This is a genomic window from Arthrobacter sp. Soc17.1.1.1, from assembly GCF_036867195.1.
Classification (GTDB): domain Bacteria; phylum Actinomycetota; class Actinomycetes; order Actinomycetales; family Micrococcaceae; genus Arthrobacter_D.
The window spans coordinates 317,241-338,808 of sequence record NZ_JBAJII010000001.1 but is presented as its reverse complement, the minus strand read 5'-3'; the positions used below and the strand labels follow the sequence as shown (position 1 = coordinate 338,808).

Sequence of the window (21,568 nt, the reverse complement as noted above, 5' to 3'; positions counted from 1 at the left end):
TCGGTCCGCCGTGCGACCTGCCGGCGGCGGTGCAGGGCGGACAATGGAAGGGCGCTCCCGTGCCCGTCGCGGGGTGGCGGGCAGCAGGCCGACGGCCACGACGTAGTCGGTCAACCAGACAGCAGAAGAGGGACCATCGTGTACGAAGGTGCAGTGCAGGAGCTGATCGACGAGCTCGGACGCCTGCCGGGAGTTGGACCGAAGTCGGCCCAGCGCCTCGCGTTCCACATCCTCGAGGCGGACGGCGAGGACATGAAGCGCCTCGTCACCGCGATCACCACGGTCAAGGAACGCGTGAAGTTCTGCACCATCTGCGGCAATGTCGCGGAACAGGACAAGTGCGCCATCTGCCGCGACCCGCGCCGCGACCCGTCCATGATCTGCGTGGTCGAGGAATCGAAGGACGTGATCGCCGTCGAGCGCACACGCTCGTTCCGCGGCCGGTACCACGTCCTCGGAGGCGCGATCAATCCCATCGCCGGTGTGGGCCCGGACCAGCTGCGCATCCGCGAACTGCTGTCCCGTCTCTCGGACGAGCAGGTCCAGGAGATCATCATCGCCACCGACCCCAACCTCGAGGGTGAGGCGACGGCCACCTACCTGGTGCGCATGCTGAAGACCATCGGCATCCCGGTCACCCGTCTCGCCTCCGGCCTGCCGGTCGGCGGGGACCTCGAATACGCCGACGAGGTCACCCTCGGACGGGCCTTCGAGGGCCGTCGCGCCATGTCCTGACGCGATCCGCGCCCGACCAGACGACAGCCCCGACGACAGCCCCGACGGCAGCCCGAGGCGGGGCGGCCCTGATCAGCTCGGATCGGGACGCCCCTTGGTACAGCGACCGTCAGGACTCAGGGACGGTCAGGACTCAGGGACCGTCACGCGATGCGTGTCCCCTGCGCCAGGCGCCGGGCGGGCATGGTCAGCCTCCGGCGGCCGACGAGCAGGAGCCCTCCGGCCAGCAGGAGCTGGAGTCCGAGGCCCAGCGGCCAGATCGGCACCCCCTGCGGCAGCGGCTGGCGTCCGCCCATCGACTCCTCGCAGGTGATCTCCAGGTCCGGCCCCGCCTGGGCCGAGCGCACCCCCTGGCTGACCGTCTCCATGACGCCCGGCGTATAGTAGCCACCCGCCATCCCGCCGGGCACAGGGGCGATGTCCGCTGCGGGAAGGGTGTACGGCACGGCGTCGGCGACCACCACTAACGGGTTCGCCGCGAGCAGCCACGTGATGTACTGCGTGTCAGGGAGGTCGGCGGTGTAGGTCTGGGTCTGGCACACCGCCTCGGCGCCCTCATCCGGGATGCCCGTGCTGTCGAGGCTGCTCTCCGGGTAGGTGTAGTACGAGGACCGCACGGTGCGTTCCTCCATGACGAGCGTGGTGCTCAACCCGAAGACGATCACGGTGCCGACCGTCAGCAGCGCCACGAGCATGTAGGTGCTGACGATCGAGAACAGGGGCCGGTTGGCCAGCGCCGAGACGCCCACACCGACGGCGCACACGACGCCGAGCTCCACCGCGAGCATGACGAGCGAGACCAGCGCCTCCGCGGCGTCCACCCCTCCCAGCGCCAGGGCCCAGAAGATGAAGGGGCTGCTGAGGACGAGGAACGCGAGTGATCCCACCCAGGAGGCGAGCCATTTGCCCAGCAGCAGCTGCCCCGGGGTCAGGAGGGTCACCTGGAGGATGGCGAGGGTACCACCGGCCCGGTCGCCGTTCACGGCGTTCGCGGACAGCCCCGGGGCGACGAGGAGGCCGAACAGCAGCACGAAGCCGACCACCAGATCGAAGAGGATCCCGCCCTCGTTGCCGGTCGCCCCGAGGAACGCCGTCCCGAGCACGAAGATGAAGGCGATCACGACGAACCAGATGGCGAGCATCCAGTACCAGCCCCTGCCCCGCAGGCGCTGGCGCATCTCGAGCGAGAACACGGTCATGACGGCGGACCGGAAGGGCAGCCTCGCGGAGGACCGGACGGGCTGGGGCGGCGAGGGTTCGGTCACAGTGCTCATAGTCGGTCCGTATCCAGGCTCATGTAGGTCTCTTCGAGGGCGCCTCCGGCGGGCGCGAAAGCGGTGACCACGACATCGGCCATCACCAGGGTGCGCAGCAACCAGGAGGCTTCTGCCGTACTGCCGAGCTGGACGAGGAACTCCTCACGCCGGGAGTCCCCGCGCCGCTCGAAGCGGACCCCGTAGCTCTGCAGGGCCTCCGCGAGCGCCGCCATGGGCTGCGCCTGGACGTAGTAGCGGCGCGCCTGGCTGCCGGCCTCGTCGAGCGTCTGGCTCTTGACGGACTTCCCGCGGCTGACGAAGACGGCGCGGTCGGCGATCTCGTCGAGCTCCGACAGCACGTGGCTGGACACGACGACGGTCTTGCCCGCGGCGGCCAGCGAGCGCAGGAGGGACCGCAGTTCCACCCGCGATCCCGGGTCGAGCCCGGACGCGGGCTCGTCGAGGAGCAGCACCTGCGGGTCGTGGACCAGGGCCCGGGCGAGACTGAGGCGCTGCTGCTGTCCCCTCGAGAGCACGCGCGCCGGCCGCCGACCGAACTCGGTGAGGTTCACGGTGACCAGCAGCTCGTCGGCGCGCCGGGCACAGTCCGCTCCACTCATGCCGTAGAGCGCCCCGACGGTCTTCAGCACCTCGACGGCGGTGAGGGACTCCCACACACCCAGCGTGTCCGGCATCCAGCCGATCCGGCTCCGCACCTCCCCCGGCTGCGTGACGGGATCGAAACCCGCCACGCGCACGGTACCGAGATCGGGCGCCAGCAGGCTCGCCATGATCAGCATCAGAGTCGTCTTGCCGGAGCCGTTGGGACCGATCAGAGCGGTCACCTCCCCGGGCGGAGCCACGAAATCGATGTCGCGGATCGCCTGCACCGAGCCGAAGCTCCTGGCAACCCCCTCGACAACGATTCCCCCAAATTCGTCTGTCATGGTACGAGCGTAGGCGACACCGCCGCCCCCTGGCCGCAGGGCGGCACGAAAAGGCCTCGCTGCGGGGCTGTTCTTAATCGGACCCGGACTTTGAGCCCGCAAACGGCCCGCCGCTACACTGGCACGGGTGTCGGATTCCCGTCCGACATCCCCGAGGCGCCGGTGCTGCCGCCCCTGGATTCCCAGTCAGCACGGCGAGGTCCGCCGTCGTCCCCAGTGAGCGAGTGCATGAGCCTCATAGTCCAGAAATTCGGCGGATCGTCCGTAGCCGACGCCGAGGGCATCAAGCGGGTCGCGCGGCGCGTCGTGGACACGCAGGCCGCGGGCCACCGCGTGGTGGTCGTCGTCTCCGCCATGGGCGACAGCACCGACGAGCTGCTCGACCTCGCCGCCCAGGTCGGTCCGACGTCGGACGCCCGCGAGATGGACATGCTGCTGAGCGCGGGCGAGCGCATCTCCATGGCACTGCTCGCCATGGCCATCCACGGTGCCGGCGCCTCCGCCCAGTCCTTCACCGGCAGCCAGGCCGGCATGATCACGGATGCGATCCACGGCAAGGCCCGCATCATCGACGTCTCGCCCCACCGCATCCTGACCGCCATCGAGAAGGGCGACATCGCGATCGTCGCCGGGTTCCAGGGCATGAGCCGCGAGAGCAACGACATCACCACCCTCGGCCGCGGCGGGTCCGACACCACCGCCGTCGCGCTGGCCGCAGCCCTCCACGCCGACGTCTGCGAGATCTACACCGACGTCGACGGTGTCTACACCGCTGACCCGCGCGTCGTCCCGTCCGCGCAGAAGATCGACACCATCTCGAGCGAGGAGATGCTGGAGATGGCCGCCTCGGGTGCGAAGATCCTGCACCTGCGCTGCGTCGAGTACGCGCGGCGCTTCGGGGTGCCCCTCCACGTCCGCTCCTCCTTCAGCCACAACGAGGGCACCTGGGTGCTGCCCAGCCCCGACGACCAGATCAAGATTCAAGAGGGAGAACCCTTGGAACAGCCCATCATCTCCGGTGTAGCCCACGACCGCTCGGAAGCGAAGGTCACCGTCGTCGGCGTGCCCGACATCCCCGGCAAGGCGGCGGAGATCTTCGGGATCGTCGCGGGCGCCAACACCAACATCGACATGATCGTCCAGAACGTCTCGACCCACGGCTCGGGCCGCACGGACATCTCGTTCACCCTGCCGATCGTCGACGGCGCCGAGGCGCTCGCCGCGCTCGGTGCCGCGCAGGACCGCGTGGGCTTCGAGACGGTGGAGTACAACGAGAAGATCGGGAAGCTCTCCCTGATCGGCGCGGGCATGCGCTCCAACCCCGGTGTCTCGTACCGGTTCTTCCGCGCCCTGTCCGACGCCGGCGTGAACATCGACATGATCTCGACGTCGGAGATCCGCATCTCCGTGGTCACCGGGGCGGACCTGCTCGACGACGCCGTCCGCGCCGTCCATGCCGCCTTCGAGCTCGACGGGGACGCCACCGCCACCGTCTACGCCGGGTCGGGCCGCTAGCCACCCGGTCCGACACGTCAGTCGGCGCCGGCCAGCCGTCGTTCACGGTTTTCGAGTCCGGAGTGCGTGTCGGAGGCCGACGCGCCGGGGCACCCGGGCAGTGGCCGGTAAAAGCAGGAACGACGACCGCACTGATCTGACGAAGACCCGGACATGACGAAGGCCGGTGGATCGATGATCCACCGGCCTTCGTCATCTGCCCTTACGGGCGACTACTGGTGCTACTTGCCGCCGGTCGGAGTGGTCGACTCGCGGGGACCGGTGACGAGCTTGTCCGCCGGGCTGACGGTGGGGAGCTCGGCCGAGGGCTGAGCGGCGGGCTGGACCGCAGCCGCGCCGTTCCCGCCGACGACGACCGTCACGTAGGTCACGGCCGAGGAACCCTCGTAGGTCACGCGGCCCACGTAGGAGCCGGCGGCGAGGCCGGTCCAGGCGAGGGTCACGGAACCCTTGGTGCCGTTCGCCAGGGCGAGCGGGTTGGGCGTCAGGGTCGCGTTCTTCTCCGCGCCCGTCAGGATCGCCGCGTCGATGGTACCGGCGGTCGGCGCGTTGCCGGTGCTGGCGTACAGGTTGGCGATGATCCGGTAGTTGCCCGGCGCCGGGTTCTCGAGCGTGATGGTCTCGCTCGCGTCCGACGTCGCCACCTGGGTGACGGTACCGCCCGGCGTGACGAGGAACATGTCGAAGTCGGCGGCAGGGTCACTGGAGAGGACGGAGAACTTCGCGACCGGGGAGCCGGCGGGGACGGTGACGTCCTTGACGGCGTTGGAGGCGTCGTTCCCGTTGACGAGGCCACCGGGCACCAGGTTGATGGCCGAGGAGTCCGCCTTGGCGAGACCCTGCAGTGTCATCCTGATCGGGGTGTTCGTCCCCGAGGTGACCTCGAACGTCCCGCTGCCGTCGGGGCCGGCGGAGGTGAAGGCCGCCTCGGCGGGAGCGTTGACGGCCTGGGGACGGACGGCCACCGGTGAGGTGACGGTCTTGCCCTGGCCGGCCCAGGTGAGCGAACCGGCGGCGAACTTGCCGAACGGTGCGCTCTGGTTCTCGAAGGAGACCTTGAACGTGCGCGTCTCGCCGGCGGCGCTGAAGTTGAGGATCGACGGCGTGACCGTGACCTTCACTCCGGGGACGTTGGCGGTGGCGCGGTAGAGGCCCGGCGTGAGCGCGGTGACCGTGCGGGTCACCTCGGTGCGACCGGTGAGGTTCCCGAGCGCGAACGACGGCACGTTGGTGTCCCTGGCGGCGACGGGCTGGATGCCCGGGATGCCCAGCTTCACACCGGTGCCCTCGATGAAGCGCAGGTAGTCATCGGCGCTCTGGTCGTACACGAGCCCCGGGCTGAGGACGGAGGCCGGGTTGATGTGGCCGGCGCCCACGGCGAGGACGTCGGTCTCGACGCCGCCGGTGGCGGTCTTCAGCGGGGTGGCGGTGGTCATCATGGCGGACTTCACGGTCGCCGGCGACCAGGTGGGGTTCCTGCTCAGCACGAGTGCGCCGAGACCGGCGACGTGGGGCGAGGCCATGGAGGTCCCGGACAGGAAGCCGAACTGCGCGCCGTTGGAGCCCACCGTGGAGACGCCCGCGAGGACGGCCACGCCGGGAGCCGTGACATCCGGCTTCAGGAGATCGGAATCGGTGGCGAGCAGCGGGCCGCGCGAGGAGAACCCGGCGACCTGCGGGGTGGGAGGCAGCGGCTTGCCCGTGGTGTCCGTGGGCTGCAGGGCGACCGTGATCGACGGGTTGGCCGCCACCTTCGCCTTGAGCTCGAGGGCCTCGGGAGCGTTGACGTGCACCGTGGGGATGACGTGCTGGTCGGTGTCCGTGGAGGAGTCGACCAGGTTCACGAGGATCATGCCCACGCCGCCGCCGCGCTTGACCTCGGCGCTCTTGGCGGTGCGGTCGACGACGCCGCGGTCGCAGACCACGATCTTGCCGGCGATCTTCGCGGGATCCAGGGTGTTGGGTCCGCAGAGGTTGGGGCTGACGGCGCCCGGGGCTGCGACGTTCGCGGCGATGACGACCGGGCTGGCCGGGACGCCGGTGCGCATGATCGAGGCGCCGCGGTACTTGGAGCCGTCGGAGAACTCGGCCGTGCCCTGCAGTTCGTAGTTGAACGTGCTCGCGGCGACCGTGGTCATCCAGGGAGCGCCGTGGTTGACCGTGCTGGGGGTGGGGCCGGAGTTGCCGGCGGATGCGGCGACGAAGATGCCCGCGGACGTGGCCGAGAGGAAGGCGAGGGACACGGGGTCGGTCGTCGTCGTCGTGCTGCCCGAGATGGAGTAGTTGAGGACGTCCACGCCATCGAGGATGGCCTGATTGATGGCCGAGATCGCGGCGGAGGAGTAGCAGCCACCGGTGTCGGGGTCGTTGTCCTCCCAGCAGGTCTTGTAGACGGAGATCTTGGCGGCCGGGGCCACACCCGAGGAGACACCGAAGTTGCGGCCGTCGACGGTCTGCGTGACGCCCGCGTTGCCGGCGGCCGTGCTGGCGGTGTGCGTGCCGTGGTTGTCGATGTCCACGGGGGAGAGGACTTCCTGGGGTGCGCGGTCCGCTTCGGGGACGCTCGCGAGGAACGTGTCGGCGAAGTAGCGTGCCGAGATGACCTTGGAGTTGCAGAGGCTGCCGTCGAAGTCCTCGCCGACCTGGCAGTCACCGACGAAGGTGCTGCCGTCCGACTTCAGCATGGCGATCTCGCCGGCCGCGTTGAGGTAGGGCTCGCCCACCTTGGGCTTGGAGTTGCCCTTGAGCGGCTTGACGGGGCTGCCGGCGAAGAAGGGGTTGTCGGGGGCGTAGCCGGTGTCGATGACGCCGACCACGGTGCCCGCACCGGCGTTCTTCTCGCCGCCGAACTGGCTCTTCCAGATGCCCTTGTTGCCGTTGAGCCCGAGGAAGTCGATGCTCGAGTAGTCCGGGGCGTTCTCGACGTCCGGTGCCACGAACAGGACCTTGTCGCTCTTGGCGAGGTCCACGGCCTGGTCGGTGCTGAGGTCGGCGGCGAAGCCGTTGAGCGCGGCCGTGTAGGTGCGGTCGATCTCGACGTTCTTCTCGGCGGCCACCTCCTGCTGCTTGGTCTCGAGGAACTCGGAGTACTGCTGCACGTTCTCAGCGGCGGCGTCGAGCTTCGCGCCCTGCTGCGGCTTGGTCGGTGCAATGCCTTCGACGCCACCCTCGTAGGTGGCGACCGGCTTGTCGGCGAGCACGACGATGTACTTGCCGTCCGGGTACTGCGCGGGGTCCAGCTCCTTGGCCGGCGCCTTCTGGGGGGTCACCGAGGTGGCCGGAGCGGGCGCTGCGAAAGCAGCCGGCGCCACGGCCGTCGATGTCACCAGCAGCGGCAGACCCAGAACGATAGCCGTGGCAGTGCGCAGGGTGCTGCGCCCCTGCCCGGCTTTTCTCCGTTGTGTCATTGGAAGGTAGTGCCTCTCGTGAAAGTGCGGGCCGGCCGTGACCGTCACCCCTATGCCGTGGACTCCTGGTCAGGACCCCCCACTTGTGATTGCGATCACAACCGCCACAGCAGTCACAACTTACCTGAGGCAACACACGCTGACCAGTACGCCGCGGGCATGTTTCCCAGAATTTACACAGGCCATGTACCAATCGGGGGCGGGGTGATAATGGAACAATGCACGCCGGCCTCCTGACCCGCCTCCCCGAGGCCGAATGGCAGGATCGGGAGCGGGAGCACCAGGAGCGGGTGGCCCGCTTCTCCCGGCCCTACCTGGAGCGGCGGTCGCGCGGGGAGAAGCACCCCGTGGAGGACTTCCTCTTCACCTACTACAACCAGAAGCCGGGCCAGCTCCTGCGCTGGCACCCCGGCGCCGGTGTCGTCCTCACGGGGCCCGCCGCGGCCGAGCGCGGCGGCTGGAAGTACTACACGGCCGACGACGGCGTCCGCGTGGACGTCGGGCAGTTCGCCCGCGAGCGCCGCGACGCCCTCGACTTCGCCCGACTGATCCTCGGCCGCACCGCGGCGCGGCCCGCGCAGTTCGGCTGCTTCGGGCTGCACGAGTGGGCCATGGCCTACCGGTCGTCCGTCAACGGCGTGCGGCACGAGTACCTCGAGCTGCGCCTCGGTGCGGGCGGCACGGACGCCGTCGTCGACTCCTCCCGCATCCGCTGCACGCACTTCGACGCCTTCCGCTTCTACACCCCGGAAGCCGTCCCCCTCAACGAGCACGCCCCCACCCGCGAGACCCAGCGCGACCTCGAGCAGCCCGGCTGCCTCCACGCGAACATGGACCTGTACAAGTGGGCGTACAAGCTCACGCCCCTGCTGCCGAGCGATCTCGTCATGGACTGCTTCGAGCTGTCCTGGCGCATCCGCACCATGGACATGCGCGCCTCGCCGTACGACCTCGACGCATGGGGCTACACGCCGATCAGGATCGAGACGCCCGAGGGCAAGGCGGAGTACGTACGCCTGCAGCGCGGCTTCGCCGAGGAGTCGCAGGCGCTCCGGGGGACGCTCCTCCAGCATCTCGAGCAGGCGCTGGCCCTCGTCTGACGACGCCGGGACTCCCCCGCGTCGTCCTTCGTTGTCCTTCCACCAGCCGCTACGCTGGGAGGCCAGCCGAAGGGGACCCACTGATGACACCCGACCCGCGATCGACCGGACGTCGACCCAGCCGCGCCGTCGCACGCCTCGCCCTCCCCCTCGCGGCTCTCTCCCTCGCCCTGGCGGCCTGCACCCAGGGCGGGCCACCGGCCGAACCGACAGATCAGGAAACCGCCGTGCAGTCCTCCACTCCCCAGCCCTCGCCCACCGGCACCCCCACGGCGGACGGCAGCCCGACGCCCCCGGCGCCCTCGGCGCCCCCTGCGACGCCGACCGACGCGCCCTCGACCCCGGCCGCCGCCGGGGACAACGCCCTGCTCACCATCTCCCTCCAGCAGGACGCCGGTGCGGAGCCCGTGCAGTACGTCCTCGAGTGCGTCGACGGCGCACCCGGCCCCGCCTCGACCCTCCCGGGCGCCGAGGCGGCCTGCGCGGCCCTCGCCCGGCTCGGCACGGCGTTCTTCACGGCGCAGCCGAACAAGGACGTCATGTGCACGCAGCAGTACGCCGGACCGCAGACCGCGAGCATCACGGGCGACTTCAACGGCACGTCCGTCCTCGCGTCCTTCGCCCTGACGGACGGCTGCGAGATCTCCCGCTGGGACAGGGCCCGCGACCTGCTGGGGTCACCCGGGACGCTCTAGGGAGCCGGGACCCGGCTTCCGCGGGCACGGTCAGCGGAGCACCTCGACGAGGGCGACCCAGGAGAACAGGATGCCCCCGACGACCGCGAGGACACACCCCACGGCGAGCCACGCGAACCCGGGGCCGGGCGCCCCGGCGAGCAGCAGCGCCGCACCGGCCGCGAAGGGGCCGAGCGGGAGCGCCCCCGTCAGGACCTTCACCGCACGTTCGCTGCGCGTCCGGCCCTTCTCGGCGGCGAGAAGGCGGAGCGCGTGCACCTCGAGGACGAGCACGACGAGGAACGCGGCGAGCACCTCGAGTCCGTGGGCCCAGGCGGGCTGGGCGGGGGCCAGACCGATCGCACCGACCACGATCGCGAGGGTGAGCGTGCCGATCGCCGCGGCGGCACGGGCCGGCAGCGCCGGCGACGCGACGATCGCGGAGATGTTGACCGACATGGCCACGATGAGCAGGCCGGCGAGCGCCGCCGTCGCACCGACCATGGCGACATTGAAGTCGGACCACGCCTCGAGGGACTCCGCCATGGCCCGCATCCTACGGCAGGGCGGCGGTCCGGACCCGGCGGGCACGGGTGCCCCGCGAAACCCCGGTAGACTGGACGCGCAAGCTCGCGGAGCGCCGGTGTCGACCCGAAGGGTCCCGACACGGCGTGAGACGGCACTCCCGGGCTACTGCTTACCCACTGCTCACTCACAGGAGTTGCCGGATGCCCCGGATTGTTGTCGACGTCATGCCCAAGCCCGAGATCCTCGACCCGCAGGGTAAGGCGATCGCAGGGGCACTCCCCCGGATCGGCCTCACCGGTTTCGCCGCCGTCCGCCAGGGCAAGCGGTTCGAGCTGACCGTGGACGGTGAGGTCACCGACGAACTCCTCGAGCAGGCCCGCCACGCCGCCACCACGCTGCTGTCCAACCCCGTCATCGAGGACGTCACCCGCGTGGAGGTCCTCGGGGAGGACGGCCAGTGAGCGTCGAGACCCCCCTGATCGGGGAACCCCAGCCGCTCGCCGACAGCGGGAACAGCCCGCTCGACGGCGTCACCGTCGGCGTCGTCACGTTCCCCGGCACCCTGGACGACCGCGACGCGGCCCGCGCCGTGCGGCTCGCCGGCGGCAGCGCCGTCCAGCTCTGGCACGGCGACCACGACCTGCGGGGCGTCGACGCCGTCATCATCCCCGGCGGCTTCTCGTACGGCGACTACCTGCGCGCCGGTGCCATCTCCCGGTTCGCGCCGCTCATGGAACAGATCACCGCGGCGGCCTCCGGCGGCGCGGACGCCCTCCCCGTGCTGGGCATCTGCAACGGGTTCCAGGTCCTCACCGAGGCGCACCTGCTGCCCGGATCGATGATCAAGAACGAGTCCCTGCACTTCCTCTGCCGCGACCAGCGCCTGCGTGTCGAGAACGCCGGCACGATGTGGACCTCGGAGTACGCACAGGGCGAGGAACTCGTCATCCCGCTCAAGAACCAGGACGGCCAGTTCGTCGCCGACGACCGCACCCTCGACGAGCTCGAGGGCGAGGGCCGCGTGGTCTTCCGCTACGTCGATGGCAACCCCAACGGCTCGCGCCGCGACATCGCCGGCATCTCGAACGCCGCCGGCAACGTCGTCGGGCTCATGCCGCATCCCGAGCACGCCGTCGAGGCGGGCTTCGGCCCCGACTCCTCGGCGCGCGGACCCGTGGACGTGCGCGGCGGCACCGACGGCCTCGGCATCTTCACCTCGGTACTCAAGAAACTGGTGGGCTAAATGACTGCGGAGACCACGCGGAAGTTCAACATCGACACGGTCGCGAACGCCGAGGCCACCCCGGGGCAGGCGCTCCCCTGGGCCGAGCTCGGCCTCAAGGAGAACGAGTACCAGCGTGTCGAGGAGATCCTCGGCCGCCGCCCCACCGGTGCCGAGCTCGCCATGTACTCGGTGATGTGGAGCGAGCACTGCTCCTACAAGTCCTCCAAGGTGCACCTGCGCCAGTTCGGCGAGAAGGTCACCGACGCCATGAAGGAGCACCTGCTCGTGGGCATCGGCGAGAACGCCGGCGTCGTCGACATCGGGGACGGCTGGGCCGTGACCTTCAAGGTGGAGAGCCACAACCACCCGTCCTTCGTGGAGCCCTACCAGGGCGCGGCGACCGGCGTCGGCGGGATCGTCCGCGACATCATCTCGATGGGCGCGCGCCCGGTCGCGGTCATGGATCCGCTGCGCTTCGGGGCGATCGACCACCCCGACACCGCGCGCCTCGTGCACGGGATCGTGGCCGGCATCGGCGGCTACGGCAACTCCCTCGGCCTGCCGAACATCGGCGGCGAGGTGGTCTTCGACTCCGTGTACCAGGGCAACCCGCTGGTCAACGCGCTCGCCGTCGGCGTGCTGCGGCACGAGGACATCCGCCTCGCCAACGCCTCCGGCGCCGGCAACAGGGTGGTCCTCTTCGGTGCCCGCACCGGTGGCGACGGCATCGGCGGCGCCTCGGTGCTCGCATCGGAGTCCTTCGACTCCTCGAAGCCCTCGAAGCGCCCCGCGGTGCAGGTGGGCGATCCGTTCGCCGAGAAGGTGCTCATCGAGTGCTGCCTCGAGCTGTTCAAGGCCTCCGTGGTCGAGGGCATCCAGGACCTCGGCGCGGCGGGCATCTCCTGCGCGACGTCGGAGCTGGCCTCCAACGGCGACGGCGGCATGCACGTGGAGCTCACCAACGTGCTGCTCCGCGACCCGTCCCTCACGCCGGGCGAGATCCTCATGTCGGAGTCGCAGGAACGCATGATGGCCGTGGTGACGCCCGAGAACGTGGCCGCGTTCGAGGCGATCATGGACAAGTGGGCCGTGGAGTACTCCTGGCTCGGCGAGGTCACCGACACGGGCCGCCTCATCATCGAGTGGGACGGCGAGAAGATCGTCGACGTCGACCCCCGCACGGTCGCGCACGAGGGGCCCGTCTACGAGCGCCCCTACCACCGTCCCGAGTGGCTCGACGGCGTCCAGGCGGACACCTTCGGGCCCGAGCGGCCCGCGGACCTGCGCGAGGCCGTCCTCGAGCTCATGGCCTCGCCGAACATGTGCGGGAAGGACTGGGTGACCGACCAGTACGACCGCTACGTCCAGGGCAACACCGCGCTCGCGATGCCCGACGACGCCGGCGTGGTCCGCGTCGACGAGGAGACCGGCCTCGGCGTCGCAATCTCCACCGACGCCAACGGCCGGTACTCGTACCTGAACCCGTACGAGGGCGCGCGCCTGGCTCTCGCCGAGGCGTACCGCAACGTGGCGACCTCGGGTGCCGTGCCGCTCGCCGTCACCGACTGCCTGAACTTCGGCTCCCCCGAGGACCCGGAGGTCATGTGGCAGTTCGCCGAGACCGTCCGCGGGCTCGCGGACGCCTGCCAGGAACTCGGGGTGCCGGTGACCGGCGGCAACGTCTCGCTCTACAACCAGACCGGCGGTGTCGCCATCCACCCGACCCCCGTGGTCGGCGTGCTCGGCGTGTTCGACGACGTCGCCCGGCGCACGCCGTCGGGCTGGCGCGAGGACGGCCAGGCCGTCTACCTGCTGGGGACGACGGCGGACGAGCTGGACGGCTCGGAGTGGGCCAACCTGCGCGGCCACCTCGGCGGACAGCCCCCGGCCCTGGACCTCACCGCCGAGAAGACGCTCGCCGCGATCCTCGTGAACTGCTCGCGCGACGGCATGATCGACGCCGCCCATGACCTCTCCGAGGGCGGGCTCGCCGCCGGCCTCAGCGAGATGGCCCTGCGCTTCGGCGTCGGCGCGCGCATCGGCCTCGACGAGGTGTGCGAGCGCGACGGCATCGACGCGTTCACCGCACTGTTCAGCGAGAGCCAGGCCCGCGCCGTCGTCAGCGTCCCCCGCTCGGAGGAGGTCCGCTTCAACGACATGTGCACGGCCCGGAACTTCCCGACCATGCGCATCGGCGTGGTGGACACGGAGAACGGGGCGCTCGACGTGCAGGGTTGCTTCACGCTGCCGCTGGACGTGCTGCGCGAAGCCCACGAGGGGACCCTGCCGAAGCACTTCGCCTGACGCCGCGGCCTCCTGACGACGCTCACCCCGGCACGAACCGGTAGCCCATCCCGGCCTCGGTGAGCAGGTGCTGCGGCGACCCGGGGTCGCGTTCGAGCTTCTTCCGCAGCTGCCGGATGTACAGGCGGAGGTAGCCGGTGTCGCGGACGTGCTGCGGCCCCCACACCTCGGTCAGCAGGATCTGCTGGGGCACGAGGCGGCCCGAATTGAGCATGAGCGTCTCGAGCAGCCGCCACTCGGTCCGGGTGAGGTGGATGTCGGCGCCGTCGGTGGTCCGGACCACCGTCTTCGCCACGAGGTCCACGCGCACGTCCCCGAAGGCCGCGCCCGCCTCCTCCCTCACCGGCAGCCGCCGCCGGGTGAGGGCCCGCACCCGGGCCAGCAGTTCGTCGGTGAGGAACGGCTTCGTGACGTAGTCGTCCGCGCCCGCGTCGAGGGCCTGGACCTTGTCGATCGAGTCCATCCGGCCGGAGATCACGAGGATCGGCACCGAGCTCCACCCGCGCAGCCCGTGGATGACGTCGATCCCGCCGAGGTGCGGCATGCCGAGGTCCAGCACCACGATGTCCGGGTGGTGCTCCGCGGCACGGCGGAGGGCGGCGGCGCCGTCGCCCGCGGTGACGACGTCGTAGTCCGACGCCGTGAACGTGATGGTGAGCGCGCGCAGGATCTGCGGGTCGTCGTCGGCGATCAGGACCTTCACGCGGCACCCACGCTGGTCCCGCCGAGGAGCACGGCGTCGGGCTGCGGCGCGTGCGGCAGCGACACCACGGACGTCAGCCCTCCGCCCGGGGTGTCCTCGAGGGTCAGCCGGCCGCCCATGCCCTCCACGAACCCGCGCGCGAGGGCCATCCCGAGCCCGAGCCCCGTGGCGTTGTCGGTGTCGCCGAGCCGCTGGAAGGGCAGGAGCACCGTGTCCTTCCGGTCGTCGGGGATGCCCGGTCCGCGGTCGATGATGCGCAGCTCAGCGCGCCCGCCGAAGTCGCTCACCGACAGTACGGGCGGCACGGCGCCCCCGGCGTGGCGGGCCGCGTTGGAGAGCAGGTTCACGAGCACGCGCTGCAGCAGCACGGCGTCGGCGAGGAGCAGCGGCGACTCGGCGGGCAGTTCCAGCTCGATGTCGCCCGGGCCGAGATCCAGCTCCTCGAGCGCGGGCAGGATGACGTCCTCGGGCCGCAGGGGTTCCAGCACCACGCCGAGGACCCCGGCCTGGATGCGGCTGGCGTCCAGCAGGTCCGTGACGAGGGTCGAGAGCGTGCCGAGGCTCTGTTCGGCGGTCTCCAGCAGCGCCCCCTGCTCCTCGGGGGAGAAGGTGAGGTCCGCGGATCTCAGGCTCGTGACGGCGGTGGTCGCGGCGGTGAGGGGCCGGCGGAGGTCGTGCCCGACGGCGGCGAGCAGTGCCGTACGCACGCGGTCCGCCTCGGCGAGCGGACCCACGGCACTCGCGGCCCGCGACAGCTCGCGGTACTCGAGGGCGGCGTCGATCTGTGCCGTGATCACGGCGAGCAGCCGGCGGTCGGCGGCCTCGAGGGTACGGCCCTCGAGCTCGAGCACGCCCCGCTCCCCCACGGGGATGCCCACCGGGCCCGGTGCCGTGGCCTGCCCGCCGGCCCCGACCGCGGAGGACGGCGCCCCGGACCGCTGCACGGCCGGGGCGTCCTCGCAGAGGAGCGTGCCGTCGGGTGCATGCAGGCGGGCGGCGTCCAACCCGAAGGCCTCCCGTGTGCGGGTGATGAGCGCCTGCAGCGTGTCCTGGCCGCGGAGCACCCCGCCCGCGATGGTCGCCAGCAGTTCCGACTCGGCGGCCGACCGCGACGCGGCCCGGGTGCGGCGCGCCGCCTGGTCCACCACGTAGCTGACCAGCACGGCGTTGGCGATGTACAGGGCGAGCGCGGTGAAGTGCGCCGGCTCACCGATGGTCAGGGTGCGCACCGGCTCGATCAGGAAGAAGTCCAGCGTCAGCCCGGACAGCACGGCGGCGAAGAGGGCGGGCCAGATCCCGCCGATCAGGGCGACGACGATCACGAGCAGCTGGTAGCTGAGGACGTCCCCCGTGATGGACTCCTCGGTGCGGAACGCGGTGAGCAGCAGCGTCAGCAGCGGGCCGCCGATCAGGGCGACGACGGCCCCCAGCATGCGGCGCCGCAGGGACAAGGCCCCGCCGGAGTGCGGCAGGGCGGACCTGCTCCCGGCCGAGGCGTGGTTGACGATGTGCACGTCGATCTCGCCCGATTCCCGGATCACGGTGGCACCGATGCCGGGACCGGTGAGGAGGGCGGCGAGGCGCGACCGGCGGCTCACGCCGATGACGAGCTGGCTGGCGTTGGCGCCCTTCGCGAAGTCGACGAGGGCCGTGGAGGTCTGATCGCCCACCACCTCGTGGTATGTGCCGCCGAGCTTCTGCACGAGGCCCCGCTGGGCGGCGAGCTCGGCCGGATCGGCGCCGCGGAGGCCGTCCTGGGTGGTGACGTGCACGGCGAGGAGCTGCCCGCCCGCGGACCGGGAGGCGATCCGGGCGCCGCGGCGGAGCAGCGTGCGGCCCTCCGGCCCGCCGGTGAGCGCGACGACGACGCGCTCGCGTGCCTCCCACCTGTCGTCGATGCCCTGCTCGGCGCGGTAGCGCTGGAGGGCGCTGTCCACCTCGTCGGCGAGCCACAGGAGCGCGAGCTCGCGCAGCGCGGTGAGGTTGCCTAGTCGGAAGTAGTTGGAGAGCGCGGCGTCGATCCGCCCGGACGGGTAGACGCTCCCCTCGGTGAGGCGGCCGCGCAGCGCCTCGGGGGCGAGGTCCACCACCTCCACCTGGTCGGCCCGGCGCAGCACCCCGTCGGGGATGGTCTCGCGGTGCGGTACCCCGGTGATGCGTTCCACGACGTCGTTCAGGGACTCGATGTGCTGCACGTTCACGGTGGACATGACGTCGATCCCGGCGTCGAGCAGCACCTCCACGTCCTGCCACCGCTTGTCGCGGGCGGTCCCCGGGGCGTTGGTGTGGGCGAGCTCGTCCACCAGTGCCACCTCGGGCGCCCGGGCCAGCAGGGCGTCGAGGTCCAGATCGGCGAGGAGGACCCCGCGGTGGTCCTCGGTGCGGCGGGGCACCGCCTCGAGACCCTCGGCCATGGCCTCCGTGGCGGCCCGGCCGTGCGTCTCGACGATGCCGACGACGACGTCGCGCCCCTCCGCGCGGAGCCTCCGGCCCTCCTCGAGCATCGCGTAGGTCTTGCCCACGCCGGGGGCTGCTCCCAGGAACACCCTCAACCGGCCTCGCGTCATGGCCTAAGTGTCCAGCGCGGCGAGGGCGATGTTCAACTGCAGCACGTCGACCGTCGGTTCGCCGAGGTACCCGAGGTCCGGGCCCTGCACGGTGTCCTCGACCAGCGCCTCGACGTCGGCCTCGTCGAGTCCGCGTTCCGCGGCGACCCGGGGCACCTGCAGCAGCGCGTACTCGGGGCTGATGTGCGGGTCGAGGCCCGAGCCCGATGACGTGAGCGCGTCCGCCGGGACGCCCGCGGGGTCCACGCCCTCGAGGTCTGCGACGGCGGCGCGCCGTTCTTCGATCGCCGCGACCAGATCGGGGTTCTCGGGGCCGAGGTTGCTGCCGCTGGAGGCGCCGCCGTCGTACCCGTCACCGGCCGCGGACGGACGGGACTGGAACCATTCCGGGAGCGCCGCGCCCTCGGCGTCGGTGAAGCCCTGGCCGAGGCTCGCGGAACCGACGATGCGGCCGTCGAGGGTGACGGGCTGCCCGTCGGCGCGGTCGGCCGATGCCAGCCGGCCCACCCCGGTGATGGCGAGCGGGTACCCGATGCCGAGGACGAGGGTGAGGACGGCGAGCGCCCGGACGGCGGTGCCGAGCTGTCGGAGGGTGCTGCGGGAGGTACTCATGGGATGCCTTTTCGTGGACGTCTGGAGGATCAGAAACCGGGGATGAGGGAGAGCACGAGGTCGATCGCCTTGATGCCGGCGAACGGGGCGATGATCCCGCCGAGCCCGTAGACGAGCAGGTTCCGGTTGAGGATGCTCGAGGCCGATGCTGCGCGGTACTTCACGCCGCGCAGTGAGAGCGGGATCAGGGCGATGATGATCAGCGCGTTGAAGATGACGGCGGAGAGGATCGCCGAGGACGGCGAACTCAGCTGCATCACGTTGAGGGCGGCGAGGCCCGGGAAGGCGCCGATGAACATGGCGGGGATGATCGCGAAGTACTTGGCGACGTCGTTCGCGATGGAGAACGTGGTCAGCGCGCCGCGCGTGATGAGCAGCTGCTTGCCGATGCGCACGATCTCGATGAGCTTGGTGGGGTCCGAGTCCAGGTCCACCATGTTCCCGGCCTCCTTCGCCGCCGAGGTACCGGTGTTCATCGCCACGCCGACGTCAGCGAGCGCCAGGGCCGGGGCGTCGTTGGTGCCGTCGCCGGTCATGGCGACGAGCGCGCCTCCCTCCTGCTCCCTGCGGATGAGGCGCATCTTGTCCTCGGGCGTCGCTTCGGCCAGGTAGTCGTCCACGCCGGCCTCCGCGGCGATGGCCTTCGCCGTCAGCGGGTTGTCACCGGTGATCATGACGGTGCGGATGCCCATGGTGCGCAGTTCGGCGAACCGTTCGGGCAGCCCGTCCTTGACGACGTCCTTGAGATGGACCACCCCGAGCACCCGGGCACGGCCCGAGGCATCCCGGACCGCGACGACGAGCGGGGTGCCGCCGAGCTGCGAGATGCGCGTCACGGCGGCGTCGAGCTCCGCCGCGATGCCCGGGACGGCGGCGACCCAGGCGCGGACCGCGCTGCCGGCGCCCTTCCGGACGGCCGAGCCGTCGGGGAAGTCGACACCGCTCATACGCGTCCGGGCCGAGAACGGGACCACCGTGCCCTCGATCGTGGAGCGTGGAAAGCCCTCGGTGACGGCGAGGTCCACGATGGACGTGCCCTCGGGTGTGGGGTCGCTCAGGGACGACTGCGCGGCGGCGGTCACGAGCTCGCGCCGGTCCGCGCCGCCCACGGTGACGAACTCGCTCGCCCGCCGGTTGCCGTGGGTGATGGTGCCGGTCTTGTCGAGCAGCAGGGTGGTCACGTCGCCGGCGGCCTCCACGGCGCGGCCGGACATGGCGAGGACGTTGCGCTGCACGAGGCGGTCCATGCCGGCGATGCCGATCGCGGAGAGCAGGGCCCCGATGGTGGTGGGGATCAGGCAGACGAGCAGCGCGACGAGGACCGGCACGCTGACGGAGACACCGGACGAGCTCGCGATCGGGTTGATGGTCAGCACCACCACGGTGAAGACGATGGAGAGCGTGGCCAGCAGGATGTTGAGGGCCACCTCGTTGGGCGTCTTCTGGCGTTCGGCGCCCTCGACGAGGCGGATCATGCGGTCCACGAAGGTGTCGCCGGGCCGGCTGGTGATACGCACGACGATGCGGTCGGACAGGACGCGCGTGCCGCCCGTGACCGCGGACCGGTCACCGCCGGATTCGCGGACCACGGGGGCGGACTCCCCGGTGATGGCCGACTCGTCCACGGAGGCGATGCCCCGGATGATCTCGCCGTCGCCCGGGATCTGGCCGCCGGCCTCGATCACCACGATGTCGCCGAGAACCAGATCCGAGGACGGCACATCCGTCAGCGGGGCCCGGAGGGCCCCCGGGTCGGCGTCCTCCGCGTAGTCGCGCACCACGCGCGCCGTCGTGCCCGTCCGCGCCTGCCGCAGGCTGGACGCCTGCGCCTTGCCGCGGCCCTCGGCGACCGACTCCGCGAGGTTCGCGAAGAGCACCGTGAGCCAGAGCCACACGGCGATGAGCCCCGTGAACGACGCCGGGACGTCGCTGCCGCCCGAGGCCTCGGGGCCGCCGAGGAAGGGCTCGGCGAGGGCGATGGCGGTGATCAGGACTGCGCCCGCCTCGACGATGAACATGACGGGTGTGCGGACCATCTGCCGCGGGTCGAGCTTGCGGAACGCACCGGGCAGGGCCTCGGCGAGCTGGGCCGCGGAGAAGGCAGCGCCGGGCTCCTTCTTCGGCCCGTTCCCCTCCGGTGCCGGGCTGTCGCTGCTGCCGGTGGCCGGTTCTGTGAGTGTGGACATGGTCTAGAGCAGTCCTTCCGCGAGCGGACCCAGTGCGAGCACCGGGAAGAAGGTGAGGGCGGTGACGATGACGGTGACGCCGACGAGCAGCGTGGTGGACTGCACGCGGTCCGTCGGCAGGGTGCCGGCGGTGGCGGGCACCCTGTCCTGGGCGGCGAACGCGCCGGCGAGGGCGAGGACGAAGACGATGGGCAGGAAGCGTCCCAGCAGCATCGCCACACCGAGTGCGGTGTTGAGCCAGGGCGTGTCGGCGGTGAGGCCGGCGAAGGCCGAGCCGTTGTTGTTGGCGGCCGAGGTGAACGCGTACAGCACCTCGGACAGGCCGTGGAGGCCGGGGTTGAGGATCGAGGTCCCGTCGATGTCGGCGCGGAGCGCCGGCACCGAGAAGCTCAGGGCCGTGCCGGCGAGGACGAGAGCGGGCATGGTGAGGATGTAGAGGCTTGCGAGCTTGATCTCGCGGGCGCCGATCCTCTTGCCGAGGTACTCGGGCGTGCGGCCCACGAGGAGCCCGGAGACGAACACCGTGACGACGGCCAGGACGAGCATCCCGTACAGGCCCGAGCCCACCCCGCCGGGGGCCACCTCGCCGAGCATCATGTTGATCATGGGAAGCATGCCGCCGATCGCGGTATAGCTGTCATGCATCGAGTTCACGGCACCCGTGGAGGTGAGCGTACTGACCGACCCGAACAGGACGGAGCCGGCGATGCCGAAGCGCTGCTCCTTGCCCTCCATGGCGAACCCTGCGGCCTGGGGCGCGGTCCCGGTGGCGGACAGTTCCGCGACGGTGGCGGCCGTGAGCGAGAGCAGGAAGATCACGGCCATGGCCCCCAGGATCGCGGAGCCCTGCCGGCGCCGGCCAATCATGGTGCCGAAGGTGCGGGGCAGGCTGAACGGGATCGCGAGCATCAGGACGACCTGGAACAGGCTCGTCCACGGCGACGGGTTCTCGAACGGGTGCGCGGAGTTGGCGTTGAAGAACCCGCCTCCGTTGGTGCCGAGCATCTTGATGGCCTCCTGGGAGGCCACCGGGCCGCCGGGGATGACCTGTTCGCCGCCGGTGATGGTGGGAACGGTCGTGAAGCCGTTCACGTTCTGGATCACGCCGCCGGCGAGCAGGACCAGGGCCGCGACGACCGCGCCGGGGAGCAGGATGCGCAGCAGGGCGCGGGTGAAGTCCACCCAGAAGTTGCCGAGCGTCGCGCTGCGGCGTGCCACGAAGCCGCGCACGAACGCGACGGCGACGGCCAGGCCGACGGCGGCGGAGACGAAGTTCTGCACCGCGAGCCCCACCATCTGCACGGTGTAGCCCATGGTCACCTCGGGCGAGTAGGACTGCCAGTTGGTGTTGGTCACGAACGAGACGGCCGTGTTGAACGCCAGGCCCTCCGGGACGGCCGGCAGGCCGAGCGAGTAGGGCAGCAGGGCCTGCGTGCGCTGCAGCAGGTAGACGAGGAGCACGCCCACGGCCGAGACGGCGAGCACCCCGGTGAGGTAGGAGCGCCACGACTGGGAGGACGCCGGATCGACGCCGAGCACGCGGTAGAACCCCCGCTCCAGGCGGAGGTCCTTCGTGGTGGTGAAGGTCCGCGCCATGTAGTCGCCGAGCGGACGGTGGATCAGGGCGAGCACGACGACGACGGTCAGCAGCGGCAGCACGGCCGCGGCGGGAGTCATCAGAAACGCTCCGGGCGCAGGAGGGCGTAGACCAGGTAGACCAGGGCGGCGATGCCGAGGACCAGCGCGATCAGGTCGAAGACGATCACAGCTTCTCCACCGCCCGGGCGATCAGGGCGACCACGGCGAACA

The 21,568-nt window shown here is 71.0% G+C and carries 17 protein-coding genes; 7 read left to right on the top strand and 10 right to left on the bottom strand.

The features are described from left to right. Nucleotides 1–138 precede the first annotated feature (138 nt). Nucleotides 139–735, top strand: coding sequence for a recombination mediator RecR (gene recR, locus V6S67_RS01645; RefSeq protein WP_334208587.1), 597 nt, complete (start codon nucleotides 139–141; stop codon nucleotides 733–735). A 143-nt stretch (nucleotides 736–878) separates the two neighbouring features. Here the strand turns inward: recR and V6S67_RS01640 are convergent, their stop codons facing one another. Both V6S67_RS01640 and V6S67_RS01635 read right to left on the bottom strand, forming a co-directional pair. Beyond that, nucleotides 879–2,009, bottom strand: coding sequence for an ABC transporter permease (locus V6S67_RS01640; RefSeq protein ID WP_334208586.1), 1,131 nt, complete (start codon nucleotides 2,007–2,009; stop codon nucleotides 879–881). Further along, nucleotides 2,006–2,938 carry an ABC transporter ATP-binding protein gene (locus V6S67_RS01635; protein ID WP_334208585.1) on the bottom strand — a complete coding sequence of 311 codons (933 nt, stop codon included), beginning with the start codon at nucleotides 2,936–2,938 and terminating at the stop codon, nucleotides 2,006–2,008. Before V6S67_RS01635 ends, V6S67_RS01640 begins: the two co-directional genes overlap by 4 nt. Before the next feature lie 228 nt (nucleotides 2,939–3,166). On the opposite strand from V6S67_RS01635, the gene V6S67_RS01630 reads away from it, so the two are divergent. After that, entirely contained in the window at nucleotides 3,167–4,453 is a 1,287-nt protein-coding gene (locus tag V6S67_RS01630) for an aspartate kinase (RefSeq protein ID WP_334208584.1), read from the top strand. 221 nt (nucleotides 4,454–4,674) lie between these two features. On the opposite strand, the gene V6S67_RS01625 is transcribed toward V6S67_RS01630, so the two are convergent. Beyond that, nucleotides 4,675–7,860 carry a S8 family peptidase gene (locus tag V6S67_RS01625; RefSeq protein WP_334208583.1) on the bottom strand — a complete coding sequence of 1,062 codons (3,186 nt, stop codon included), beginning with the start codon at nucleotides 7,858–7,860 and terminating at the stop codon, nucleotides 4,675–4,677. A gap of 218 nt (nucleotides 7,861–8,078) precedes the next feature. Here V6S67_RS01625 and V6S67_RS01620 point away from each other — a divergent pair, with 218 nt between their 5' ends. Continuing rightward, entirely contained in the window at nucleotides 8,079–8,960 is an 882-nt protein-coding gene (locus V6S67_RS01620; RefSeq protein WP_334208582.1) for a 3-methyladenine DNA glycosylase, read from the top strand. An 83-nt stretch (nucleotides 8,961–9,043) separates the two neighbouring features. Then, complete coding sequence (locus V6S67_RS01615; protein ID WP_334208581.1) at nucleotides 9,044–9,655, top strand: SSI family serine proteinase inhibitor; 612 nt, start codon at nucleotides 9,044–9,046, stop codon at nucleotides 9,653–9,655. Between the two features lie 30 nt (nucleotides 9,656–9,685). Here the strand turns inward: V6S67_RS01615 and V6S67_RS01610 are convergent, their stop codons facing one another. Beyond that, on the bottom strand, nucleotides 9,686–10,180 hold the full coding sequence (locus V6S67_RS01610; protein WP_334208580.1) for a hypothetical protein: 495 nt from the start codon (nucleotides 10,178–10,180) through the stop codon (nucleotides 9,686–9,688). Between the two features lie 182 nt (nucleotides 10,181–10,362). Here V6S67_RS01610 and purS point away from each other — a divergent pair, with 182 nt between their 5' ends. Genes purS through purL form a run of 3 tightly spaced genes read left to right on the top strand, consistent with a single transcriptional unit; the run spans nucleotide 10,363 to nucleotide 13,691 of the window. After that, nucleotides 10,363–10,623, top strand: a complete 261-nt coding sequence (gene purS / locus V6S67_RS01605) for a phosphoribosylformylglycinamidine synthase subunit PurS (protein ID WP_334208579.1) — start codon at nucleotides 10,363–10,365, stop codon at nucleotides 10,621–10,623. Beyond that, a complete protein-coding gene (gene purQ, locus V6S67_RS01600; protein ID WP_442884678.1) occupies nucleotides 10,620–11,405 on the top strand; it encodes a phosphoribosylformylglycinamidine synthase subunit PurQ in 786 nt (261 codons plus the stop codon). Before purS ends, purQ begins: the two co-directional genes overlap by 4 nt. After that, a complete protein-coding gene (gene purL, locus V6S67_RS01595; RefSeq protein WP_334208578.1) occupies nucleotides 11,406–13,691 on the top strand; it encodes a phosphoribosylformylglycinamidine synthase subunit PurL in 2,286 nt (761 codons plus the stop codon). 22 nt (nucleotides 13,692–13,713) lie between these two features. Here the strand turns inward: purL and V6S67_RS01590 are convergent, their stop codons facing one another. Genes V6S67_RS01590 through kdpF form a run of 6 tightly spaced genes read right to left on the bottom strand, consistent with a single transcriptional unit; the run spans nucleotide 13,714 to nucleotide 21,525 of the window. Beyond that, the gene (locus V6S67_RS01590) at nucleotides 13,714–14,394 is read right to left on the bottom strand and encodes a response regulator (RefSeq protein WP_334208577.1); all 681 of its coding nucleotides are present in this window, start codon (nucleotides 14,392–14,394) and stop codon (nucleotides 13,714–13,716) included. After that, nucleotides 14,391–16,961 (bottom strand): DUF4118 domain-containing protein, encoded by a 2,571-nt coding sequence (locus tag V6S67_RS01585; protein WP_334208576.1) that lies wholly within the window; start codon nucleotides 16,959–16,961, stop codon nucleotides 14,391–14,393. The genes V6S67_RS01590 and V6S67_RS01585 overlap by 4 nt, the downstream gene beginning before the upstream one ends. Nucleotides 16,962–16,964: 3 nt before the next feature. Continuing rightward, on the bottom strand, nucleotides 16,965–17,573 hold the full coding sequence (gene kdpC / locus V6S67_RS01580) for a potassium-transporting ATPase subunit KdpC (protein WP_334208575.1): 609 nt from the start codon (nucleotides 17,571–17,573) through the stop codon (nucleotides 16,965–16,967). Nucleotides 17,574–17,602: 29 nt separating this feature from the next. Continuing rightward, the gene (gene kdpB, locus V6S67_RS01575) at nucleotides 17,603–19,759 is read right to left on the bottom strand and encodes a potassium-transporting ATPase subunit KdpB (RefSeq protein ID WP_334208574.1); all 2,157 of its coding nucleotides are present in this window, start codon (nucleotides 19,757–19,759) and stop codon (nucleotides 17,603–17,605) included. Nucleotides 19,760–19,762: 3 nt separating this feature from the next. After that, nucleotides 19,763–21,436, bottom strand: coding sequence for a potassium-transporting ATPase subunit KdpA (gene kdpA / locus V6S67_RS01570; RefSeq protein WP_334208573.1), 1,674 nt, complete (start codon nucleotides 21,434–21,436; stop codon nucleotides 19,763–19,765). After that, the gene (gene kdpF / locus V6S67_RS01565; protein ID WP_334208572.1) at nucleotides 21,436–21,525 is read right to left on the bottom strand and encodes a K(+)-transporting ATPase subunit F; all 90 of its coding nucleotides are present in this window, start codon (nucleotides 21,523–21,525) and stop codon (nucleotides 21,436–21,438) included. Before kdpF ends, kdpA begins: the two co-directional genes overlap by 1 nt. Nucleotides 21,526–21,568 lie beyond the last annotated feature (43 nt).